Origin of the sequence: Kribbella sp. CA-294648 (assembly GCF_050943845.1) — a bacterium.
Classification (GTDB): Bacteria; Actinomycetota; Actinomycetes; order Propionibacteriales; family Kribbellaceae; genus Kribbella.
Map to the genome: position 1 here is coordinate 5,647,067 of NZ_CP191981.1, position 24,043 is coordinate 5,671,109.

Here is a 24,043-nt window from a genome sequence, read left to right on the forward strand (position 1 = left end):
GGGAATCGGATTATGGGTGCTGGCTCTCACCCTCGTTCTCGCCGGCCTGGCCTCGGCGCTGCGCTACAAGCTTGTCCTGAGCGTCCTACTCCTCGGTGGCGGCATGGCCCTCGGCCTCTGGGCCAGCGACCTTCTCCCCTAGCCCTTTCAGGTCGCGCAACGCGAGGTAGCCGCCGACGGCCGGCACGAGCGAGAGGAGCTTGGCTCGGGTGGACGCGCCGGCCATGGACAACGTGATCACGATCGTCACCAGGTACGCCGTACCGTGCATCGGACCGAGTGCGGACGACACGGCCGGCCAGTGGACCGTGAACAGGTTGAGGAAGAGCAGACACACGCTGACCGCCTCGACGGCGGCCGCGATCTTGAGACCCTTGAGCATCGTCAGACTCCCGTCGTCGAGCCGGGGCGCACGATCATGAGCACTACGACGACGGCCCACAGCAGCGCGAAGATCCCGGTTGTCATCGACAACGACTTCGCGCTCCGTAGTACTGCGTCCCTTGTTCCAGTTGGCCCGTCGACTGCAGCCAGCACCCGCCCTTGGGCAGGCAGGACAGCAAACGCCAGTACGGCGGCCGCCGCGGCCGTCAGCACCATCGACACGATCAGCCAGTAGTCGGTCAGCACCCCGAGCCCCGCGCCGACGGCGATCCCGAAGACGGGCACCGTGAGACCGCCGATCGCATATCCCCGGCTGATCCGGTGCAGCATCTGCAGTACGCCGGTCTCCGGCCGGTCGGCCTGGAGCGCCCGCCGGGCGAGCGGCGGAAACATACTGGCCGCGACCGTCACCGGCCCGACGAAGATGATGGCGGCGATCACGTGCATGCTGAGCAGGAACTTGTTCATCCGGATCCGATCTCGGGGAGCGGGTTTCAGCCAGACTGTAACTCAAGTATCAGGCAAGCTGAAACTCTCCCGGCCGCCCTGCCGCCGCTGCCGTGTGCGGCTGCCATGATGGGGCGATGGAAGAGCCCGGTCAGCCGCCGATCAGCCTCGCGATCCTGCTGATGATGATCGGCCGGCAACTCCGCGACCAGGTCGATGTCGAGCTGCGCCGGCAGGGCCTGACCATGCGCCACTTCTCCGCACTCGGCCATCTGGCACACCAGCCGGGCCTCTCCTACAGCGAGCTCGCCCGCCGGGACGGCATCACGACCCAGAGCATGCAGTCCACCCTCCTGCAACTGCAGGAGATGGGCGCGGTCGAACGCCTGACCGCCCCCGGTCGTGGACGCACCGCCGACCTGCAGGTGACCGAGTCCGGCCACGAGCTCCTCAACCGCTGCCGCGCCGTCCTAGCCGTCGTCGACGAGCGCCTCCGCGAAACCATCGGCTCAGCCGAGGCGGACCAGTGGACCAAGACAATCCTCGCCACCCTCACCGCATTCAGCGAGCCTTAGGCCCAGTCAGGTGGTGCTGCGCACGATCAGGAGCAAAGAAGGTCTTGAGCAACGGGCCTAGGGTGTCGGGGGTGGCGACGTGGCCCTGGTCGTGGAGGGTGCGCCGTTCGGCTTGGGGAACCAGGTCGGCGATGGCGTCCGCGGCGGTGGCGAAGAAGTTCTTGGGTAGGCCGCTCATGCCTGGGGCGCCGGCGCTTTGGCCGCTGTCGACGACCAGAGCCGGCTGGGTGATGCCGGCCAGCTCCTTGGGTGGGCGGTGGTCGCCGAGGCAGGCGGCCTCGGCCGCGAGGGTGTGGGCGACCTCGCGCATGGCGGACCAGTACGGACCGGCCTTCATGCCGCTGATCTCCTCCGGCGCCGAGCCCGCGAACCACAGGAACAGCTCGAGCGCATCGTCGAGCCGCCCTTCGGCAACGGCGGGAACGACCTTCGCGACGTACTCCTGCGCGCGCCGATAGGTCTCGTCGTCCATGCAGTACGGCACGTCGTAGACGGCGAGCCGATCGATCGGCAGGCCGGCCACGGCGGCCCGGAGTACGAGGCCGCCTCCCGAAGAGGCACCGAACAGGTGCGCGGTCCCACCCGCTTCAGCGAGTAGCGCCTCCAGGTCCTCGAGTTCGCGCTCCACTGCGTACGGCTGGGTGTTGCCGCTCTTGCCGCGGCCGCGGCGCGCGTAGTTGTAGACGGTGAAGTCGGTGACGAGCCAGGCGGCCAGCGGCTCGTTCTCACGGCCGTCGTCGAGCCCGCCGCCGACCATGACGACGTTCGGACCGGAGCCCTGGCGGTCGTAGGCGATGGATGTTCCGTCGGTGGAAGTCACGTAGTCGGTCATGGCAGGAAGCGAATCAGCCGGCGCTGACACGGCGCTAAAACCGCTGCTCAGGGCCCGGATTTCCGCCAGGGGCAGCCAGTCACGCCTAGGATGGCGCCCGTGACGCAGGTGGAGATCGGCTTGCTCGGTCCGCTGCGGGTGGTTGTCGACGGCCAGGCCCTGGCACTGCCTGGTGAGCGGCTGCCCGTTCTCCTCGCAGTACTGGCTCTGTCGGCGGGTCGGACGGTTCCGGCCGAGCGGATCGCGACCGCTGTGTGGGGCATGGACAGCGGCGTGGATGCGCGGACAAACGTGCAGAGCAACGTACGCCGACTCCGGCGGCTGCTGGGCGATTCTGTTGTGCAGACGCATGGCGCTGGGTACGCCCTCGCGGTCTCCCCCGAAGCCGTGGACGCGCTGCGATTCACTGCCTTGCTGGATGCTGGCCGGGTCGCGGAGGCGCTCGCGCTGTGGCGTGGTGACCCGTTCGACGGGCTGCGCTCGGATTGGCTGGACCAGACGTACGGCGTCCGGCTGTGGGAGCGGTACCTCGAGGCTGTGGAACGCAGCGGCGACGTGCCCGCACTTGTCGAGCTCGCCGACCGGTACCCGCTCAGGGAGTCATTGTGGGCACGCTTGCTCGAGGCGCTGCGGTCGGAGGGCCGGGACGCGGAGGCGCTCGCGCGGTACGAGCAGCTGCGGCGTCGACTCGCAGACGAGCTCGGTGTGGATCCCAGCGCGGAGCTGCGGAACCTGCACGCCTCACTGCTCGCCGGAGAGCCAGCCACGCGAGCCGTACCGCGGCAGCTGCCAGCTGACCCGGCGTCGTTCAGTAGCAGGGAGACAGAGCTCGCGGCACTCGACGCGCTGCCGGCTGGACCGGTGGTGATCTCTGGTACGGCGGGCGTCGGCAAGACGACACTGGCAGTGCACTGGGCTCATCAGATCGCGGAGCGGTTCCCGGACGGGCAGTTGTACGTCGACCTGCGTGGCTTCGACCCGTCGGAGCCGCCGCTGGCGCCGAGTGAGGCGCTGCGCGGGTTCCTGGAAGCACTGCGGGTGCCGCGGCGGCAGGTGCCTGCTAGCCCGTCGGCACAAGCTGCGCTGTACCGCAGCCTCGTGGCGGACACCCGCACACTGGTCGTGCTGGACAACGCGCGAGACGCTGGCCAGGTTGCGCCGCTGCTGCCGGGAGCACCCGGTTGCCTCGCAGTGGTGACCAGCCGCAACCAGCTGCCGGGTCTGGTGACTGGTGCCGACGCACATGTGCTCGCGCTGGACCTGCTCGACGCTGAGGAAGCTCAGCGGCTGCTCGCCACGCGACTCGGCGCAGTACGGACAGAGGCCTCGCCTGCAGACGTGGCCGAGTTGGCTAAGCGATGCGTGGGATTGCCGCTGGCGTTGGCGATCGTGGCGGCGCGTGCGGTTCTGCGACCGGGGTACGAGTTGGCCGCGCTCAGTGCGGAGTTGTCCGAGGCAGGACTGGACGGGTTCGACGCGGGCGATGCGACGAGCAATGCGCGGGCAGTGTTCTCCTGGTCGTACAGGTCGCTGTCGGAGTCAGCGGCTCGGGTGTTTCGCTTGCTAGCGCTGCATCCTGGACCTGACGTCGGGCTGGATGCCGCAGCCTCGCTGGCGGGCAAGGACGTACGTCGCGAGCTGACCGAGCTGGCTCGGGCGCATCTGGTGATGGAGCCGACACCAGGGCGGTACGCGTTCCACGACCTGCTGCGCGCGTACGCCCGAGAGCTCGGTGCAGGCGACGAGACAGCGCTGACGCGGTTGCTCGACCACTACGTTCACACCGCCCGGGCAGCGGATCGGCTGCTGTTCAGTCACGGCGAGACGATCCCGGTCGACGAGCCGGCGGACGGCGTGGTCGTGTCGGCACTGGAGTCGCAGGGCGATGCGTTGGCCTGGTTCGAGACAGAGCGGTCGGCGCTGCTCGCGTTGCTCCGCGTGGACGAACCGGCGTACGTCTGCCAGTTGGCATGGGCGACCCATGTCTACCTGCACCGGCAGGGACATTGGCACGACCGCGTGGCCGCGCAGCACGCTGCAGTGGAGGCCGCGGCGCGACTGGGGTCGGAGGCGGCCGAGTCGCGTTCGCGCCGGTTCCTTGGATTCGCGTACGCCGATCTGGGTCGGTTCCCCGAGGCACACGTGCACCTGGACCGGGCGCTGGCGTTGGCCACGACTCCTGTCGACCAGGCGTGGACCGAGCACTACCGGGACCTGACCTTCGGAGTACAGGGCAACGAGGTGGCTGCGCGGGAGGCGGCGCGGTCGGCGTTGGAGCTGTTCCGGACCGCGGGGAACGTGGCGGGCGAGGCGATGGCGCTCAGCGACGTGGCTTGGTACTCGGGGCGGCTCGGTGCGAACGAGTCGGCGCTTGCTGACGGCAACCGGGCGTTGGAGCTGCACCGGCAGGTCGGCAATCGCGCGTACGAGGCGCACACACTGGCTTGCCTAGCAGAGGCGTATGCCCGCAACGGCGAGGTCGCACCAGCGGAGTCGGCGTACCGGGAAGCGCTGTTGGTCTTCGTTCAGCTGGGTGACCGCTACGGCGAAGCGAGTACGTACGCGCATCTGGCGGACCTGGTGGACGACGCGGACGCGCGCCGGCGGGCCGAGGCGATCCTTCGCGAACTCGACCCGTCGGCGGCGGCACAACTGAAATCCTTACTGGGTTAAATATTTGACCCAGGCAGTTGGCCTGGACGGGGCGCGGTTGACGCGTGACTATGAGCGGATGGCGGTGGCGCGAAAGAACCGGGAGCTGGCACAGCTGTTGCGGACCGGGCCGTTCGAGGCCGCGCTCGACTCGGCGATCGCGGCATCGGGCCTGTCGCTGGGTGCGTTGTGCGAACGACTGGCGGCCGACGGCGTCTCGGTGAGCCGTACGGCGCTGTCGTACTGGCGCAACGGTCGCAGCAGGCCGGAACGCAGTGAGTCCCTGAAAGCCGTGGCCAGGTTGGAAGAGATCCTCGGCCTGCCCTCGTCGGCGCTGCTCGCGCTGCTCGGTACCCGTCGGCCCCGAGGCCGCTGGGTCGGGCACCCCGCGGGTGCGGTCGACCGCTGGAAGCTGTGGCCGTCGTCGGAGCCACTGCTCGCCGCCATGCACGCACCGCCCGACGGGCAGCTCGCCTTCCTCAGCGTGAGCGACCTGCTCGTCGTGGACGAGGACAGCGAGGTACGGCGTCAACGCGTCCGGCTGGTCGTCGAGGCACTGACCGAGCGGGTCGATCGCTGCATGGTGTACCACGAGATCGTCGATGACCCGAAGGACCTGGTGCCCGAGCTCGTCGGGGTGGCGTTCGCGCGTCGCGGCCGGGTTCGCTGCGACCTGGCCACCCGTCAGTTCGTCGCCGAGTTCCTCTTCGACCGGCCGCTGATGGCCGGTGAGCGGGCCGTCGTCGAGTACGAGGTGCGGCTGCCGCTCAGTGAACCGATGGACAACTTCTACCGACGGTTCACCAGGCCGGGCGCGCTTTACACCCTGCAACTCAGGTTCGTCGGCCGTCAGCCCGCCTGGGTACGCCGCTACGATCGGTCCGGCGCGGACGACAACGACCGGCACATCGAGGACCTGTGGCTGGGTAGTTCCGGCACCACCTCGCTGGTCGTCCCGCAGGTGCAGGCCGGCACCGTCGGCGTCCGGTGGCTGTGGTGACGGCGCGGCCGTCAACAACACCGGCAATACCTCGTAAAACTGTGAACAGAAACGCCCGCTGACCTGCACGAACGCGGCAGCGGAAGCAGTCGGTCGGGAACACCTGAATTCCGCCCACCGCGCTGATCGGCGTAGCTAGCGTCCTGCTGTTCCTGGGCGCCGGCGGACGCCGGGGCCCCTCCGCCCCAAGGAGGTAGCACGCATGCGCCTATTGCGAAGAACCGCACCACTCATGGTTGCGGCGTTGGCCGCGTTCGCCGTCACCGCGGCGACGGCATCGGCCGGGTCAGCCGCGCCAGAGCCCGAAGGCCACGTCGTCAGCGTCGCCGAGAAGCCCGTCGCCGGGACCTATCTGGTCACACTGGCACCGAACCGCCAAGCGGTGGCGACCGCCGCGGCGACCGAGAAGGCGGCCAGTGCGCTGGCCAACCGGTACGACGGACGGCTGGGCACCGTCCTGACCAAGACGATGCGCGGCTTCGTGGTCCGCGACCTGTCCGAGCAGCAAGCGCGCCGGCTCGCGGCCCACCCGGATGTCGCCGAGGTACGACAGAGTGGAACGGCCCGGATCGGCACCGCCAACGGGCCGGGCGGCACCCAGAGCAACCCGCAGAACTGGGGACTGGACCGGATCGACCAGCGCGACCGGCCGCTGGACAGCAAGTACACCTATCCCAACGACGGGGCCGGCGTGACGGCGTACATCGTCGACACCGGCATCCGCTACAGCCACCAGGAGTTCGAGGGCCGGGCCAAGCTCGGCGTCGACCTGTTCGCGACCCCGAACGGTGGCAACGACTGCCACAACCACGGCACCCACGTGGCCGGCATCGTCGCCGGCAGCACCCGGGGCGTGGCGAAGAAGGCGAACCTGGTCTCCGTCCGGGTCCTCGGCTGCGACGGCCAAGGCGAGGACATCGTCGTGGCCGAGGCCGCGGAATGGCTCGCGAAGAACGCCGTCAAGCCGGCCGTGGCCAACCTGAGCGTCTACACCGGCGACCCGGACATCGCGGTGAACGCGATCCGCGGTTCGATCGCCGCCGGCGTGCAGTGGTCGCTGATCACCGGCAACAACGGCGGCAACGCCTGCAACTACGGCCCTGGCGGTCAGATGACCGAGGCCCTGACGGTCGCCAACGCGACCAGCAGCGACACTCGGGCGTCCGACTCGAACGCGGGCAGCTGCATGGATCTGTGGGCACCCGGCTCCGGGATCAGCTCGGCGTTCCGCGGCAGCGACTCGGCGTACGGGAATCTGAGCGGTACGTCGATGGCGGCGCCGCACGTCGCCGGGGCGATGGCCCTGCGGCTGCACGACGCGCCGAGCAGTACTCCGGCCCAGCTGCACCAGTGGGTGATGGACAACGCCAGCACCGGGAAGATGTCGAGCATCCCGTCGGGCTCCCCGAACAAACTCCTCTATGTGCCGAACACCCCGCCGGCCACGGACGACTTCTCGATGGCCGCCAACCCGACCGCGGTCAGTGTCGATCCCGGTAGTTCGGTGACCACCACCATCTCTACCACGGTGACTCGCGGCGCGGCGCAGACCGTGCAGCTGTCCGCCAGTGGTCTGCCGTCCGGTGTCACCGCGTCGTTCGATCCGGCGTCGGTCACCGCCGGCAACTCGTCGCGGCTCACCCTGACCGCGGCCGCCTCGGCCAGTCCGGCCCGGGCGACAGTCACGATCACGGGCACCGGCGCGGTCACCCGTACGACGAGCGTCGGTCTGACCGTCAATGGCGACGTCCCCGACGACTTCTCGCTGAGCACCGACCCGACGTCCGGATCGGTAACCGCCGGCAACACGGTGACCACCACCGTGCGGGCGACCGCCACGAGCGTCTCGCCCGCGAACACCGGTGAGTCGAAGACCGCGATGCGGGAGGAGAGTAGTGCCGGGCCAGGCTCCGGTGTGGGAGTCGTCGGTGGCACGTTGACGACCGTCAGCAAGTACCCGTTCATCATCTCGCAGCACCGCGTCGGCGGTGCTCGTCCCACCGAGCAGTCCTGCACCGGTTCGGTGGTCGCGCCGCGCAAGGTACTGATCGCGGCACACTGCAAGTTCGCGCAGGGCGAGAAGTACCTGGTCTATGGGCGTGACGACCTGGCCGACACCAGCAAGGGCGTCCGGATCGGGATCCAGGAGTACCTGACCCACCCGAACTACAACGCCAGCGACGGCTGGCGAATCGGCTTCGACGTCGCGGTGATCACGACCACCGCCGACATCCCGACCCCGGCGGGAATGGCGTACCCGTCGGTCGCCAAGTCCGGCGACACCTTGCCGCTCGGCACGCGCGGTACGGCGATCGGGTACGGCAAGAGCGACTCGCAAGACGCCCAACGCAACACCAAGCTGTACGAGGCGGTGCTGCCCACCGTCGACGGTCAGAACTGCAACTCGTACTCCGGGCACTTCGACGAGCGCTACATGATGTGCAGCGGCTTCGCCAGCGGCGGCCCGAGCCTCTGCCAGGGCGACAGCGGCGGCCCGTACCTCCACAACGGCAAGATCTACGGCGTCTTCTCCTGGCTCCGCACCGACTGCGCCACCTACCAGGCACACGGCAAGTTGTGGGGCGTGATGGGCGACTGGGCCAACGAGCAACTCGGCACCACCCAGCCGCCGACCGGCGAGGTCGCCCTGACCGCCACCGGCCTACCGACCGGCACCACCGCAACGTTCAGCCCGACAAAGATCGACGTCGGCGGCAGCGCACAACTCACCATCGCCACCTCGGCTTCCACCCCGGCCGGGGACTACACCATCACCATCAACGGCACCCGCGACACGGTCACCCGCCAGACGACCTACCGACTCACAGTCACCGGCGGAGGCTCAACCACCCTCACACTGTCCGACCCCGGCGTCCAGACCTCGGTCCGCGGTCGCCCGGTAACCCTGCAACTAAAGGCATCCGGAGGCACCGGCAACAACCGCTTCACCGCCACCGGCCTACCAGCAGGCCTGTCCATCAACCAGACCACCGGCCTGATCACCGGAACCCCGACAGTAGCCACCAACTACCGCCCAACAGCAAAAGTCACCGACAGCGCAGGCGCAACAGCATCAACCACCTTCTACTGGTTCATCTTCCCGTACTAACCCACCCGCCGTCCTGACCATGTTCCGAGCCGACCCCCTGCACCGGCTCGGAACATGCCAGACAGCTGCCAAGAGCAACCACAGTCGATGCCGTCAGCAACTACACGTTGCTGACGGCATCATCCTTCGCCACCAACGAAGCCGTCGCAGCCGACCACGAGACCGGCCCACCGCGCCGGCCTCCGGAACTCTTGGTTCGCGCGACGGAGGAGCGCCGGGGTGGGTGTGAGCGCCGAAGGGTGAGCGACGGAGGAGCGAGCGGTGAGGCAGCGTGGGGGTTTCTGGCTACTCCTCGCAGGTGATTAGTTCTTCGATGGTGATAGTTGGGGTGTGGATCAGCTGGCCTGGGTGGTTTGCTCGGAGTGCCTGGGCTTCGGGTGGTAGCCAGACTCGGCTTTCGGTCGCCAGTGGGAGGATTCGTAGTACCACGTCGGCACCGGTTGCGAGGCCCGCGTCGCGACGGTCGATCGTCCAGACGGTTCCGTCCCAGAAGCGATCGGCGACCGTCACACCGTCTACAACCAGCTCGGCGACATCGCCGGCCCACGTGATGTGCAGCCGTGCCTCGACGTCGTCAACCCAGTCCGGCAAAGTGACGCGATAGATGCTCGCGAGCCGGTCGAGATCCGACGGTTGAGGACTGGATGCGCGCCCCTCCCGCTCCCCATAGCTAGCCGGCACCTCACCAGCGGGACGGATGAGTTCCACCCGCGCCACCCCCGTCCGCCCCGGCCCACCTGCAGGCTCCAACGGCACCGTCACGAAGCGCCCAGCATCGGGCTCATAACGCCGCAACCGCGGCACCCTACCCGCCGCGACCACCCGCACCGCCCCCTCAGCACCCCACGAAACCTCGCAATCGGACAACAACAAAGCCCGTTCCGGCCGCTCACGCACCCAAAGCTCCGACCCAAGATCCGCCGGCAGGACGAGCAGGTCGAGCGCGCCAGTAGCCGACACCAACCTCACCGGTACCTCCGAAGCAACCAACCTGTACGTCGTCCCGTCGCCCACACTCTCGACCGGACCATCCTCCGACGTCACCGTCGCACCAGGAGGCAGCCGCAACTCGACCGGCAAACTCCGATCCGCCAGCAACGCCAGAACCGGTACGCCGACCCCCTCAAGCAACGTGACCGGCGTAGCCGTGATCCACTCGATCACAATCCCGCCGTACTCCTGGAACAGCGGCCAACACGCCAACGTCCCGGGCTCGATGGTGACCGGTTCCGACGGAACTGTAAACGTGCCTTCAGCAGCGCCAACAGCGGCGACCTCGAACTGGACGTCACGCAAGGAATCCAACTGCTCATAGGGCTGATGCCATGCCAGGAAGAGATACCCGCGGTCGCCATCCGACCGCACCGCCCACCGAGGCGTCGTACTGTCCCCGACCCCAGCCGGCCTGACCTCGGGCAGCCACGACGGCAACTCCGACAGCCCGGCACCGAAGGCGGACAGGAATGCATGCTGGCGCCGAAGCTCGGCATGCGACCCGGTGATCTCCCCCGCCTCCCCGATCGGCGCATGAAAGTCGTAACTCAACCTGGGCAGATCATTGGGGTACCCAGTCGCGTGGGACTCCTGCCAACCATCCGGCCGGCCGACCGGATTTGTCCCACCGGCGAACATGTAGTACCCCTGCCAGGCCGACCCATTGCCGATCTTGCACCAACCCACCGTCGCCACATCGAGCGGCGCGAGCACCGGCCGGCGATGGTACGCCGTCGCCATCCCACCCCCGAGCTCACAGGTCGCCGGCGGGAAACCCGACGACCCACCGTCAGCCGGAATGGACGGATCGTCCCGCCGCAGATCCGCACCGATCCCCGGATCGTCCCACCGGTGGCTGAAGAAGAAGTGCTCCCGGAACGACGGATCCCAGCCCGCCTCGGACTCAACCCAGAACCCATCGGCATAGCCGCCATACACAGGGAACACCTCCCCCGCAGGCAACTCCGCACCACCCCAAGCCGTCGCCGTCCACAGCGGAGCGGCCATCCCTGCCCGCCGAGCCAGTGTCTTGAGCGTGACGAGATGCCCAGGCTGGTCGTACAACTCGTTGTCCAGCTGAATCGCCAGCAAGACACCCTCCGGCCCAGCCCGCCGTCCGAGATGCCCGGCCAACTGCCCGAACCACTCCTCGACCAGCTCCAGGTACTGCGGATCGTCGATGCGATGCGCGATATCCGCACCCGCGACCCAGTCCGGAAAGCCACCGTTGCGCAGCTCGCCGTGGCACCACGGCCCGATCCTCAACACCACGTCGAGCCCAAGGTTGCCGCAGGCATCAATAAACGCGCCCACATCGAGATTGCCATCGAACCGCGGCTCGCCTCGCTCCGGCACATGATGCAGCCAGGGCACGTACGTCGACACCGCGGTCACCCCACCGGCCACCGTCGCCCGCAGCCGCGCCTCCCACCGATCCCGAGGCATCCGGCTGTAATGCAGCTCCCCCGAGATCGGGATAACCGGCACGCCGTCCCGCTCCAGACCACGGTCGGACAGCCCGAGCCCAAGCCGACGATCCTCGGAGTTAACCATCCTCGGCCGCCGCGGTTCACCCGGCCACCGGGACACGCTGATCCGGTGCGGGGTGGTGATCCGGAGTTCGCCGGACAATGTCATCGAGTAGATCCTCCGTTGCCAGTCGTCACGGTGGCGGCGGTCCGATCACCGATCCTTGAACGCGGCATCCATCCTCGTCGGCGTACCGGTCTTCCCCGCGGCGCGTGACCGGAATCGGCCACGCGGGCGCCCGGCCACGCCTTGCCTGTTCTACGTTGACCGTCAAGGGCCGCAGCGGCCGACAGCGGCCGGACGGAGCAGGGTGACAGGACCGACGGACCGGCAGCCGGGCAAGCGTCCGACGATCAACGACATCGCGACGGCCGCCGGCGTCTCCCGGGGTCCGTCTCGCGGGTTCTCAACAACGAAGGGTGGGTCAGCGCGGCCGCGCGCGAAGCCGTCGATCGCGCTATCGCCGAGACAGGCTTCGCGCCAACAGCATGGCCAGGAGCCTCCGCGGGCACCGCCGGTGCCGGACCTCGACGGGGTGTTCGCCGCGAACGAGGTGATGGCAGCCGGAGCGACCGAGGCGCTCCAACGGGCCGGGCGACGAGTCCCGGACGACGTCGCCGTGGCCGGCTTCGACGACAGTACGGCGACCACCTCCGTCGTACCGGCGATCACCACGATGCGCCGGCACTTCGACCTGATCTGCAAGGCCGCCGTCGAACTCCTGACCGAGCGAATCAACGGCGCCGAGCCCCGCCACCTCACCATCCCAACCGAACTGGTGATCCGGGGCTCGACGACACCCCCGCCGGACTGACGGCCGGCCTATCGGCCGTTGTCGCTGAGGACCTTGGCGAAGAACTCCCGGCCTTCGTCACCGCCGTTCTTGCGCCAGTCGTTCAGGGCAACCTTCAGGTCGCTCATCGGGCGCCGCCCGCGCAGGATGTCCTGCACCTTGTCGTCGAACGGCTGGTCCAAGGCACCCAGCTTCGAAGGCTGCTCGACCCGGATCCCCTCGAACGGGTTGTCCTGGGCGTGTGCGACCGATTCCTTCTCCCAGGCGTGCATTCCCTCGACGTACCCGGGGTACTGACTCTGGCTGATCACCGACGGCCGGCCGCCGAGGAAGATGTAGCTGTTGGCAACCTCCTTGGTGCCCAGAGCGGTGAGCTTCGGTGCCCCCGACGCTTCCTTGACGTAGTGCTTGCCCTCTTCGCCGTAGGCACACAGCACGGCCTCTTCGGTACCGAAGGGAGAAGCCGTGTAGTTGAGGACGCCGAGCAGTTCCCTGATCCGCTCCTCCCCGAGGCCCTTCTTCACGAACGTGAAGATGCCCGCCGGCTCGCCCTTCCAGACGATCGGCTTGCCACCGTCGTGCGCGAACGGCATCACCGGCTGCATGTTGAACTTCGGGTTGATCGGCAGCTGACGCTGCAACGCCTCCGCCCACGAGCCTGGCCCGTCCTGGTACATCAGCACCTGGCCGCCCTCGAAGAGCGGCTTCACGTCGGCCCCGGCGTTGCCCAGGATGGTCGGGTGCACATAGCCGGACTGGAACAACCGGCGGTTGAACGCGACGGCCTGCTCGTACTCCGCGGTCTCGATCTGGTGCTTCAGGTTTCCGGCCGAGTCCTTGTGCCAGCCCGACGGCGCCCGGAAGGCGCGCGCCACCTCGGCCACCATCGACCCGAAGGCCCACCGGTTGGCCTTGGGGTTGGTCAACTCCTTGCCGAGAGCAAGCATGTCGTCCATGTTCTTCGGCGCCTCGACCCCGTACTGGTCGAAGAGATCCTTGCGGTAGAACAGCGCCCACGGGATACCGGCTCCCGGGTAGGGAACCGCCTTGAGCTGGCCGTTCCACACCCCATAGGCCCAGGCCCTGGTCGGCAGGTTCGCCAGCATCGGGTAGTCCTTGGCCTTGTCGCCGGCCAGGTACGGCGTGAGATCTTCGAACAGCTTGTCGGCGGCCTGACTGAACCGGGTGAAACTCGAAGCCATCCAGCCCATCATCACCGTCAGCTCAGGAACGTTGCCGGCGGCCAGCATCGGACCGAGCTTGTCGGTGTACTGCCCGCCGTCGACGATGTTGAATCGCACCGGCGCGCCGATCCGGGCGTTGTTGGCGTCGAAGTACGAGTTGTTGCCCAGACCGGGTGGCAGCGGCCCCCACAACGGGGTCATCGCGGTGACCTCTTTGCCGCTGGTCACCGGCTTGTCCGGTACGGCGCGTTTGAGCTCGGTCGGGTACTTGAGGAAGCCCGGCGAACTGCCGTTCACTCCCGGCAGATCAGGCTTGACCGGCTCGTAGGCGAGGTAGGCGGGCATCAGCCCGGCCAGCTTGTCCTCGGTCTCCGCGCGGCCCTCGGTGCTGGGGCCTTTGTCGCTGGAGGAGCAGCCGGCGAGTGCGCTGCCACCGGCCGCGACAGCGGCGCCGGTGCCCAGCAGGCCGAGGAACTTGCGGCGGCTGGGTGCGCCGTCCACGGGTGATTCGATCACGATCAGGCCCCCTCCGGAGACGCGAACGTGCGGCGGATCGCGATCTCACGAGTAGGAATTAGTTTGAGTGCGGAACAAACTAACCGCGCAGGCCGCCGACCACAAGACCCCAGCAAGAACCCGCTGAGAACGTGCACAGGCCTGGCCCTCAGAGGCGGCGGTGTCGCACGGAGAGACTCTGAATAGCTTTGCACCCAGGCTGTGCACGCTCCCAACTCTTGACCAGCTTCGCTACCAGGTGTAACCCTCTGTTCACGCCCAGTTCGAAGCGCTTCGAAATCTCGCCGCCCTCCCCCGCTCGACCTGAGCCACCCCAATCTCGCCGGGATCTCCAGCTTCTACGGCCCCGCCCTGACCGCGGCACTGCCCCCACCGCACCTGGAGGAAGAATGACCCGAAGGTTCAGCCTCGCAAGTTTGCTGATCATGCTGGCGTCCCTGCTGATCGCCGCACCGGCGGCCACCGCGGCGCCCGTCAAAGTAACCACGACGACAGCGGCGACGCGCATCATGCCGCTGGGCGACTCGATCACCGGGTCGCCCGGTTGCTGGCGCGCCTTGCTGTGGCGGCATCTGCGCGACACCGGCCACACCAACCTCGACTTCGTCGGCACGCAGCCGGCCCAGGGCTGTGGATTCAGCCACGACGGTGAGAACGAAGGGCACGGTGGGTTCCTGGCGACCAACCTCGCCCGCGACAACCAGCTCCCCGGCTGGCTGGCGGCCACCCGGCCCGACATCGTGCTGATGCACCTCGGTACCAACGATGCCTGGAGCAACATTCCCACCAGCTCGATCCTGAACGCCTACAGCACGTTGCTCAACCAGATGCGGGCCAGCAACCCGCGGACGAAGCTCATCGTTGCCCGGATCATCCCATTGAATCCCGCCAACTGCTCCGTCTGCGCTCAACGAGTCGTTGCCCTGAACAACGCCATCCCCGGCTGGGCCCAAGCGAACACCACCGCGGCTTCACCGATCACGGTCGTCGATCAGTGGTCCGGGTTCAACACCGGCACCGACACGTACGACGGAGTACACCCCAACAACTCCGGAATCCAGAAGATGGAGCAGCGCTGGTACCCCGCGGTCGTAGCGGCCCTGGCCGCGGACACGCCCGCCGCGGTCGGTCTGCGGGTCAACGGCACCCGAGTCGTCGAGGCGAACGGCGCCACCCTGGTGATGCGCGGCGTGAACCATCCCTACGCCTGGTACAAGACCCAGAACAGCTCCTTCGCCAACATCAAGGCCACTGGCGCCAACACCGTCCGGGTGGTACTGAGCAGCGGCCATCGAGCAGCGCCGACCACCGCGGCTGAGATCACCACCATCATCTCGCTGTGCAAACGGTCCCGGCTCATCTGTGTCCTCGAGGTGCACGACACCACCGGGTACGGCGATGAGAGCGGTGCCGCGACCCTGGATCAGGCAGCCAACTACTGGACCAGCATCGCCGGCGTGCTCCGCGGCCAGGAGAACTACATCGTCATCAACCTGGGCAACGAACCGTTCGGCAACAACCAGCAGGTGAGCGCGACCTGGACCAGCGCGACCAGCAACGCGATCAAGAAACTGCGCGGCGCCGGACTCCAGCATCTCCTGATGGCCGACGCGCCGATGTGGGGCCAGGACTGGCAGAACATCATGCGCAACAACGCGGCCGCAGTACTGGCCGCCGATCCGCAGCGCAACACCGTGTTCTCCATCCACATGTACGGCGTCTACAACACCGCGGCCAAGATCACCGCGTACTTCGATGCCTTCCGCAACGCCGGGCTGCCGCTGGTGGTCGGCGAGTTCGGCCACTTCCACAGCGACGGCGATCCCGACGAGAACACCATCCTCGCTCAGGCGCAAGCGAGAGGCCTCGGGTATCTCGGCTGGTCCTGGAGCGGCAACGGTGGCGGCGTCGAGTACCTCGACATGGTCTACTCCTTCGACCCCAGCCGCCTGACCCCGTGGGGTCAGCGAATCATCAACGGCAGCAACGGAATCCGGCAGACCTCGAAGGAAGCCACCATCTACGCCGGCCAGTAGCCCACCCCACGACTAGCTCAGCGGCCGGCCTCACCAGAGGCCGGCCCCACAGCCATGCCCGAAGACGTCCTGGACACGAAGCTGTGCACGATCCCAGTTTCTTTCCATGAGCTCTTGCCAGCGCGTGCACTGATGCGTTTTTATCTTGGGAATCCAGACTGTGCACGTTCACAGTCATATTCCGTTGATCCACCGCCCGGAAGAGGTTTCCGCCCCATGCCTCACACTCCAGACCTGCTACGCCGCCTGTTTCGCCGAACGTCGACGACGCTCGTCGCCGTCACTGCTGTTGCCGCCGCCGTCATCTCCGTCGCCCCGGCCTCGGCCGCGGACAATCCCTACCAGCGCGGGCCGAACCCGACGCAGGCCAGCATCGCGGCGTCCCGCGGCACCTTCGCCACGGCCGAGCTGAGCATCGGCAGCGGCAACGGCTTCGGCGGCGCGAAGATCTACTACCCGACCGACGCCAGCCAGGGCACGTTCGGCGCCATCGCGATCGTGCCGGGCTACACCGCCACCTGGGCTGCCGAAGGTGCGTGGATGGGACATTGGCTCGCCTCGTTCGGCTTCGTTGTCATCGGCATCGACACCCTCAGCCGCAACGATTTCGACACCGCCCGCGGCACTCAGTTGCTGGCGGCACTGGACTACCTGACCCAGCGCAGCTCGGTGCGTACCCGGGTGGACGCCGGCCGCCTGGCCGTGATGGGCCACTCGATGGGAGGCGGCGGCGCGATCTCCGCTGCCCTGCGCCGGCCGTCCCTGAAGGCCGCTGTCGGGCTCGCCCCCTTCAGTCCGTCACAGAGCACCTCCGGGATGCGAGTCCCCTCCATGTTGCTGGCCGGGCAGCGGGACGGAACGGTCACCCCCTCGAGCGTCAGGAACCTTTACAACGCGATCCCGGCGACGACGGAGAAGGCGTACCTCGAACTGACCGGCGCCGGACACGGCTTCCCCACCACGTCGAACTCGGTGATGATGCGCAAGGTCATCCCCTGGCTCAAGATCTTCGTCGACCACGACACCCGCTACCCACAGTTCCTGTGCCCGTTGCAGGACTGGACCGGCATCACGTCGTACCAGAGCAGCTGCCCGCTAGTCCCGCCGGGCGGATCCACCGGTACGACGTACAACCTGGTCAATCGCTCGGGTAAGTGTGCCGACGTTGCGGCCGCTTCTCAGGTCAACGGCGCAGGGCTGCTCCTGTGGACCTGCCACACCAATCCGAACCAGCGCTGGAGCGAGACCTCCGCGAAGGAGTTGCGGGTCTACGACAACCCCAAGTGCATGGACGCGGGAGCAGCCCAGCAAGGCACCAGAGTGACGATCAATTCCTGCACTGGCGGTGGCAGCCAGAAATGGACAGTCAACGCCAACGGAACGGTGACGAACGATCTGTCCGGTCGCTGCCTCGGTGCTGCCGGCGGCGGCACCGCCAACGACACCCCGCTCGTTGTCGCGACCTGCGACGGCAGCCCCGGCCAGCAGTGGACCAAGCAGCCGTAACCATCCCTCCCCTTTGGCGAAAGGAATACCCATGCGTCGCTTCACCATCGGCCGACGGCTGGCAGTCGCCATCGCCGGCATCACCGTGGTCGGACTCCTGCCCGGTACTTCGGCTGGTACGACCTCCAAAGCACCACTAGGCAACGAAACGCAGACCTCGGCACCGCGGCCCGAGCAGTTGAACCGCGGCGTGATCAGCGTGCACACCGGCAAGGGCAACCGGGTCAGCTGGCGGCAGCTGGCCGACGACCCGGCCGGCACCAGCTTCAACGTGTATCGCAACGGCATCAAGGTGAACAAGGCGCCGGTCAGCGGCGCGACCAGTTTCGTCGATACTGGTGCGCCCGCAGGTGCCAAGTACGTCGTACGGGCAGCGACCAACGGCGTCGAGCGGGCAGCGAAGTTCGCGGCAGAAGAGTCGCTGACGCTGAACGCCGTTTCTGGTGAGGCCGGCATCATGGCCAGCAGTCGCGACGTACCGCTGCAGATTCCCGCGGGCGGCCGGACGCCGTCCGGAGAGAGCTACACGTACGTCGCGAACGACACCAGCGTGGGTGATCTCGACGGGGATGGTCAGTACGAAATCGTGCTGAAGTGGGACCCGACCAACGCCAAGGACAATTCCCATGCCGGCTACACCGGCAATGTGTACCTCGATGCCTACAAGCTGAACGGCACCCGGTTGTGGCGCATCGATCTGGGTCGCAACATCCGGGCCGGTGCGCACTACACGCAGTTCCAGGTCTTCGACTACGACGGTGACGGCCGCGCCGAAGTCGCCGTGAAGACCGCGGACGGCACCCGCTCCGGCACCGGGCAGGTGATCGGCAACGCGAGCGCGAACCACCGCAACTCGTCGGGCTACATCCTCACCGGACCCGAGTTCTTGTCGGTGTTCCGCGGAACGGACGGCGGCGTCTTGGCGACCGCGAACTATCAGCCGCCGCGCGGCAACGTGTCGTCGTGGGGCGACAACTACGGCAACCGCGTCGACCGCTTCCTCGCCGCCACCGCCTACCTGGACGGCACCCGACCCAGCATCATCATGGCCCGCGGCTACTACACCCGCTCCGTCATCGCGGCCTGGGACTACCGCAACGGCGCGCTGACGCAGCGGTGGATCTTCGACTCCAACACCGCCGGCAGCCAGTGGGCCGGCAAGGGCAACCACAACTTGTCCATCGCGGATGTGGATGCCGATGGTCGTGACGAGGTGATGTACGGCTCGATGGCGATCGACGACAACGGACGTGGGTTGTGGCAGAACAACACCCACCACGGCGACGCCTACCACGTCAGCGACTTCATCCCGAGCCGTCCCGGGCTCGAGGTGTTCAAGCCGTCGGAATGGACGAGCGAGCCGACGCACTGGATGGGTGACGCGCGGACCGGTCAGATCATCTGGAGCGCTCCGTCGTGTGGCTGTGACAACGGCAGGGCAGTCGCCGCGGACATCTGGGCCGGCAACCGCGGCGCCGAAGCCTGGTCCGCATCCGTCGGCGGACTGCGCAGCGCCACCACCGGCGGCCAGGTCGCCGCCCGCAAACCCGGCTCGATCAACTTCGTGATCTGGTGGGACGGCGACGCCCAACGCGAACTGCTCAACGGCACACAGATCAGCAAGTACGGCACCAGCGGCGACACCCGCCTGCTCACCGGCTCCGGCGTCGTGTCGAACAACGGCACCAAGTCCACCCCTGCGCTGTCGGCCGACATCCTCGGCGACTGGCGCGAAGAAGTCATCTGGCGCACCTCCGACAACCGCGCCCTGCGCATCTACTCCACCACCGACAGCACCACCATCACCCGCCCGTCCCTCATGCAGGACCGCCAGTACCGAGTAGCGGTCGCCTGGCAGAACACCGCCTACAACCAGCCGCCCCACCCCAGCTTCGCCATCAGCAACTGACCACCACCTCCGCCCCTTGGAGTGCTCATGCCCATGCAACGTCGTACCTTCCTCAGCCTCACCGCCGCCGGAGCCGCCGGCGCAGGGCTCACCGCACTCGGCGCCGGCCAAGCACTCGGCGCTGGACAGGCCCTCGGAGCCGCGTCCGCATTAGCCGGTGCGCCGACCACGCCGTTCGCGGTCGGCGTCCGCCAGTACACCTGGTGGCGCGGCAGCCGCCGCGTGAACACCTACGTCTACTACCCCGCCAAGGGCACGCCCGGTTCGGGTCCAACCACCAACGCTCCCGTGGCTGACGGCGTGTTCCCCGTCTGCCAGTACACGCACGGCTCCGGCGCCAGCCCGCAAGGTGCGCTGGGGCACATCCGCCCACTCGCCGCGGCCGGATTCATCGTCCCCGCTCCGCACTTCGGCAGTTCCATCGGTGATGCCTACAACGGCAACCTCTCCCGAGACGCCTCCCGGGCCATCACCGGCACCCTCGCACTGAACACGGCCGCCAACGACCCGCTGCGAGGCCACATCAACACCTCGGTCGGCGTGGGTGCGTCCGGCTACTCGATGGGCGGCATGACCACCCACGGTCTGTTGACCATCGCGCCAGACTCGCGGATCGTCGCGGCGGCCCCGTGGGCCTGTGTGGACATGGGCAACCCGTCCTCCTCGGTCCGAGCCAAGGTCCTGTTCGTCCACGGCGACCGAGACAGCACCTGCCCCTACTCCTCCGCCCGCCAGGCCTACCGCGAACTCCCCACCCCCAAGGCGTTCCTCACCTTCCTAGGCGGCAGCCACAGCAGCTACTTCAGCGACTCCCGAGCCCGCAACACCTTCGTCGACTGGATGCGCTGGGGCCTGTACGCCGACACGGTCGCCCGAGACCGCCTCCGCACCGACGCCACCTCAACCGGAACCCGCTGGGAGGCCCTCCTGAGCTGACACCCAACCTCAAGCTGAGCACACCACCCGGGGCCGGCCACGCCGACCGGCCCCGGGTGGCACCATCCGCGGTGCCGCCGCGCCCAGCACGACCCCCTGGCTCCGGGCTAGGCCGACTCGCGGATGACCAGTTCTGTCGGGAGGATGACACTGGCCGGGCCGTCGCCTTCGATCTGTGCCAGCAACTGGCGCACCATCATCTCGCTGATCCGCTGCCAGGGCTGCCGCATCGTGGTCAGCGGCGGATTGGTGCCAGCGGCAACTGACGAGTCGTCGAAGCCGCCCACAGCGATATCGCCGGGCACGCTCAGACCAGCCCGCTCGATCGCGGTCAAAGCACCCTCGGCCATCAGGTCCGACGCGACGAAGACGGCATCGAGATCCGGCACCCGAGTCAGCAACTGCTGCATGCAAGCCTCACCACTCGCCCTGCTGTAGTCCCCCGTCGCCACGAGCCGTTTGCTGAAACGGAGCCGGTGCTCAGCAAGCACTTCCCGGTACCCCTGCAGCCTTTCGGACCCGCCGGGCCCATCGGCCGGCCCCGCGATGTGCGCGATGCGCTTGCGCCCCGTCTCGAGCAAGTAGCGGACCATCGTCCGGGCACCCTCGCGGTCGTCGGCGACCACGTAGGACACGGCGGCATTCTGGTCATGCGGCTTGCCGCAGCACACGAACGGTAGCTCGGTCTCCTGGAGCAGGTCGAACATCGGCGTACCGCGGTCCCAGGTGAACAGCAACGCTCCGTCGACCTGGGCGGACAGGTACGGCGCGATGCGTCGGCGTTCGGCCTCAGTGCCTGCCGCGACCAGGACGAGCGGGATGTCGTGTGCCGCCAGCGCGGTGGTACAGCCCCGCAGCAGGGTGGCCAGGTTGGGGTCCAGGAACAACCGGTCCTGCGTCTCCGAGAGCAGGAACGCGACCGATCCCGCCCGCCGGGTCACCAGGCTCCGCGCTGCCTGGTTGACCACGTAGCCGAGCTTGCGGATGGCGGCGTCCACCGCCCGGTGGCTAGCCGGGCTGACATTGTGCCCGCCCTGCAGGACCCGCGACACCGTACCGCGGGAGACGCCCGCCTGTGCGGCGACGTCGTGGATGGTCGGCGGGCGTTTGCCGCGCTGTGGCGCGATGTCGGTCATGGCTCCTCAACGGCAACGAATGATGACCGAACTCTACCGCCCACGGCCGCCTGTTCATTGCCGACGGCACCTGTGTGGCGCCGGGCGAGACGCCGCGGCGCTACGGGAGGGAGGCGGTGGCGCCGCCGTCGATTGTTTGGGCTGAGCCGGTCATGAAGGGATAGCGGTCGGAGGCGATGTCGAGGACGAAGGCGGCGATCTCCTCGGGCTGGCCTGTGCGGCCGACTGCGGGGGCCCGCGATCGCGCGGTGACAGCGAGGCCGGCGTTGTAGAGGGCATCGGGGGTCCGCTCGTTTCCGGAGACCCTGCGAGCCATCTCGGTGTCGACCAGCCCGGGCAGTACTGCGTTCACGCGGATTCCCTGGGCGCCGTAGTCGAGGGCCGTTGCCTGCATGAGTCCGAGCAGGGCGTGTTTACTGGCGCCGTACGCCGAAAAGCCCTGCCGCACCGCCAGCGCGTTGATCGAGGCGGTCAGCACGATGTTCCCGCCGCCCGCGGTGAGCAAATGCGGGATCGTGTGTTTCAGGGTGAAGTAGGCGCCCCGCAGATTGGTGTTCAGCACGTCGTCCCACTGTGCCGTGGTGGTCTTGTGCACGGGGCTGATGTGATGGACCCCGGCGTTGCTGAAGACGATGTCCAGCCGCCCGTACCGCGAGGCCACCCCGTCGGCGAACTTGACGACCTGGTCCTCCACCCTGACATCGGCCCGCAGGTACGTCGCTTCGTGACCCCGAGCGCGGATCTGCTGCTCGACCTGGCGGCCGCGATCCTCTCGCCGGCCGCAGAACCCGACCTTGGCTCCCTCGGCGGCGAACGCCTCGGCGGTGGCGCGACCGATCCCCGACGTCGCCCCCGTGATCAGCACTACCTTGCCCGCGAAACGTTGCCCAGCCGCCGGCGCTGCACTCATTCGAGGGCCGGGAGCCGCGGTCAGCCTTCCGCCGACTGCTCCCACCGCCCCGGCCGCCACCACCGTGGCAACGGCGGCTCCGGCCACCACTGCCCGCCGTCCCGGCCGACGCTCCGGCTGAGTGCTTTCACCAGCATCCTGCTGTTCGGTCATCTTGCTTGTACCTTCCACTCGGGCAACGTGTTCCTGCAGCCTAGGAAGGCGGAACGGACCGGAGCATCGGCACGATGACCTGACCTGCTCCATCGCTCGGCGTCAGCCGTCGCGACCTTCGGCATAGGCCGTTCGACAGACCCGGCAAGCCGGTCGGGCGATGCCGCTGCGCCCACCGTGTGCTGCACTAAGACCGTCCTCTCCCGAACCGAAGGGCGCTATGTCGACCGAGACGCGAGTGGCACGGCGCGCTGCCCGCCCGATCCCTGTTTCAGTCGGCGTGACCGGAGTCGTCGGCTTCAGCTGCCTCCTCGCCGTGATTAGCCGCGACGTTCGCGAGTCCGGCCCGTCCGCCGGCACCTCTGGACTCGCACTGATCACCGTGGCTGTCTTGCTGACCTTGCAGATCCTGGTCAGCCGTCGGTACGGCGATGCGCCGCCGCCGGTGACCGCCGCGATCGCGCTGGCCGCTCAGGCCGTACTGGTCGAGGCGCTGACCCTGACCGACGGGCTGAGCGTGGCCTCGATCCTGTACCTGGCCCTGCCCTTCCCGGTCGTGTTCTGGCTGGGCGCTCGGGCCGGGGTCTGGGCAGGCGCGGTGATCCTCGCCTGGTTCACCCTGAGGTTCACCTGGCACAAGCCTGCCTGGCTCACCGACTCAGCCAGCATGAACGCGTACACGCTGTTCGTGATCGCTGTCGTCCTGGTCACGGCCACCGCTCTGCTGATCCGGCGCGAGCAAGCCAGCCGGTACCGGGCGGAAGCCCTGCTGCACGATCTCGGCGCCTCGCACCGCCAGCTGATCGAGTCCCAGAGTCGGGTGGCCGAGCTGGCCACGATCGAGGAGCGCAACCGCCTCGCCCGCGACATCCACGACAGTCTCGGGCAGCACCTCACCGTGATCAGTGTCCAACTGGAGAAGGCCCAACTGCTGGTCGAAGCCGACCAGGAGGCCGCGGTTGTTGCCGTCGGCAACGCGAAGAGGCTCGCCGACCAGGCGTTGTCCGACGTACGGCACTCGGTCCGCGCCCTCCGCAAGGACGAGGCACCGTTCGTCCTGGGACCGGCGCTCGAGTCGCTCGTTGCGGACCTCCAGGTGCTGCCGTTCGAACTGGACCTGCAGCTCACTGGAGATGAACAACGTTATTCCGGACAGCAGTTGCTGGCGCTTTACCGCGCCGCTCAAGAGGGTCTGACCAATGTCCAGCGGCACGCTCGGGCCGACCGGGTGAGGCTGGAGGTGGACCTGGCTGCCGAGGTGGCTTCGCTGACCTTGGACGATGACGGCATCGGTCCTCCGATCGACCCCGGGAACGGTCTGCGTGGGATTCGCGAGCGGCTGGAGCTGGTCAGCGGCCGACTTCAGCTGACGGTCGCACCCGGCGGCGGTACAAGGTTGTCGGTCAATGTTCCGCGGACTACTACGGGAAAGCGGTGACCGG

General features: G+C 68.0%; 17 protein-coding genes. 10 read left to right on the forward strand and 7 right to left on the reverse strand.

From position 1 onward, the window contains the following. Positions 1–85: 85 nt before the first annotated feature. Together ACQPYM_RS26660 and ACQPYM_RS26665 are read right to left on the reverse strand one after the other, a co-directional pair. Positions 86–382: a DUF3817 domain-containing protein gene (locus ACQPYM_RS26660; protein WP_433005360.1), complete on the reverse strand. Its 297-nt coding sequence runs from the start codon at positions 380–382 to the stop codon at positions 86–88. 2 nt (positions 383–384) lie between these two features. Next, positions 385–852, reverse strand: a complete 468-nt coding sequence (locus tag ACQPYM_RS26665) for a hypothetical protein (protein ID WP_433005363.1) — start codon at positions 850–852, stop codon at positions 385–387. Positions 853–968: 116 nt separating this feature from the next. Between ACQPYM_RS26665 and ACQPYM_RS26670 the strand changes: the two genes are divergently transcribed. Next, entirely contained in the window at positions 969–1,406 is a 438-nt protein-coding gene (locus tag ACQPYM_RS26670) for a MarR family winged helix-turn-helix transcriptional regulator (RefSeq protein WP_433005366.1), read from the forward strand. Here the strand turns inward: ACQPYM_RS26670 and ACQPYM_RS26675 are convergent. Then, entirely contained in the window at positions 1,393–2,238 is an 846-nt protein-coding gene (locus ACQPYM_RS26675) for an alpha/beta fold hydrolase (protein ID WP_433005369.1), read from the reverse strand. The two genes, ACQPYM_RS26670 and ACQPYM_RS26675, sit on opposite strands and share 14 nt — an antisense overlap. 99 nt (positions 2,239–2,337) lie before the next feature. Between ACQPYM_RS26675 and ACQPYM_RS26680 the strand changes: the two genes are divergently transcribed. The 3 genes from ACQPYM_RS26680 to ACQPYM_RS26690 all read left to right on the forward strand — a co-directional run bounded on the left by ACQPYM_RS26680 (position 2,338) and on the right by ACQPYM_RS26690 (position 8,999). Beyond that, positions 2,338–4,911, forward strand: coding sequence for a BTAD domain-containing putative transcriptional regulator (locus ACQPYM_RS26680; RefSeq protein WP_433005372.1), 2,574 nt, complete (start codon positions 2,338–2,340; stop codon positions 4,909–4,911). A gap of 58 nt (positions 4,912–4,969) precedes the next feature. Next, complete coding sequence (locus ACQPYM_RS26685) at positions 4,970–5,890, forward strand: XRE family transcriptional regulator (RefSeq protein ID WP_433005375.1); 921 nt, start codon at positions 4,970–4,972, stop codon at positions 5,888–5,890. 232 nt (positions 5,891–6,122) lie between these two features. Next, positions 6,123–8,999 carry a S8 family serine peptidase gene (locus tag ACQPYM_RS26690; RefSeq protein WP_433005377.1) on the forward strand — a complete coding sequence of 959 codons (2,877 nt, stop codon included), beginning with the start codon at positions 6,123–6,125 and terminating at the stop codon, positions 8,997–8,999. A gap of 285 nt (positions 9,000–9,284) precedes the next feature. On the opposite strand, the gene ACQPYM_RS26695 is transcribed toward ACQPYM_RS26690, so the two are convergent. Next, positions 9,285–11,630 (reverse strand): beta-galactosidase, encoded by a 2,346-nt coding sequence (locus ACQPYM_RS26695; protein ID WP_433005380.1) that lies wholly within the window; start codon positions 11,628–11,630, stop codon positions 9,285–9,287. A 409-nt stretch (positions 11,631–12,039) separates the two neighbouring features. Between ACQPYM_RS26695 and ACQPYM_RS26700 the strand changes: the two genes are divergently transcribed. After that, a complete protein-coding gene (locus ACQPYM_RS26700) occupies positions 12,040–12,336 on the forward strand; it encodes a substrate-binding domain-containing protein (RefSeq protein WP_433005383.1) in 297 nt (98 codons plus the stop codon). Positions 12,337–12,344: 8 nt separating this feature from the next. On the opposite strand, the gene ACQPYM_RS26705 is transcribed toward ACQPYM_RS26700, so the two are convergent. Next, complete coding sequence (locus ACQPYM_RS26705) at positions 12,345–14,015, reverse strand: extracellular solute-binding protein (protein WP_433005386.1); 1,671 nt, start codon at positions 14,013–14,015, stop codon at positions 12,345–12,347. A gap of 389 nt (positions 14,016–14,404) precedes the next feature. On the opposite strand from ACQPYM_RS26705, the gene ACQPYM_RS26710 reads away from it, so the two are divergent. From ACQPYM_RS26710 to ACQPYM_RS26725, 4 genes are all read left to right on the forward strand, one after another. Further along, positions 14,405–16,051, forward strand: a complete 1,647-nt coding sequence (locus tag ACQPYM_RS26710) for a cellulase family glycosylhydrolase (RefSeq protein WP_433005389.1) — start codon at positions 14,405–14,407, stop codon at positions 16,049–16,051. Positions 16,052–16,267: 216 nt separating this feature from the next. Continuing rightward, entirely contained in the window at positions 16,268–17,557 is a 1,290-nt protein-coding gene (locus ACQPYM_RS26715; protein ID WP_433005392.1) for a ricin-type beta-trefoil lectin domain protein, read from the forward strand. Between the two features lie 31 nt (positions 17,558–17,588). Then, positions 17,589–19,466 (forward strand): rhamnogalacturonan lyase, encoded by a 1,878-nt coding sequence (locus ACQPYM_RS26720; RefSeq protein ID WP_433005395.1) that lies wholly within the window; start codon positions 17,589–17,591, stop codon positions 19,464–19,466. Between the two features lie 27 nt (positions 19,467–19,493). After that, positions 19,494–20,402 (forward strand): alpha/beta hydrolase family protein, encoded by a 909-nt coding sequence (locus tag ACQPYM_RS26725; protein WP_433005398.1) that lies wholly within the window; start codon positions 19,494–19,496, stop codon positions 20,400–20,402. Positions 20,403–20,509: 107 nt separating this feature from the next. On the opposite strand, the gene ACQPYM_RS26730 is transcribed toward ACQPYM_RS26725, so the two are convergent. Together ACQPYM_RS26730 and ACQPYM_RS26735 are read right to left on the reverse strand one after the other, a co-directional pair. After that, complete coding sequence (locus tag ACQPYM_RS26730; protein WP_433005401.1) at positions 20,510–21,538, reverse strand: LacI family DNA-binding transcriptional regulator; 1,029 nt, start codon at positions 21,536–21,538, stop codon at positions 20,510–20,512. A gap of 100 nt (positions 21,539–21,638) precedes the next feature. Beyond that, a complete protein-coding gene (locus tag ACQPYM_RS26735; protein ID WP_433005403.1) occupies positions 21,639–22,601 on the reverse strand; it encodes an SDR family NAD(P)-dependent oxidoreductase in 963 nt (320 codons plus the stop codon). Between the two features lie 280 nt (positions 22,602–22,881). Between ACQPYM_RS26735 and ACQPYM_RS26740 the strand changes: the two genes are divergently transcribed. Continuing rightward, a complete protein-coding gene (locus ACQPYM_RS26740; RefSeq protein WP_433005406.1) occupies positions 22,882–24,039 on the forward strand; it encodes a sensor histidine kinase in 1,158 nt (385 codons plus the stop codon). Positions 24,040–24,043 lie beyond the last annotated feature (4 nt).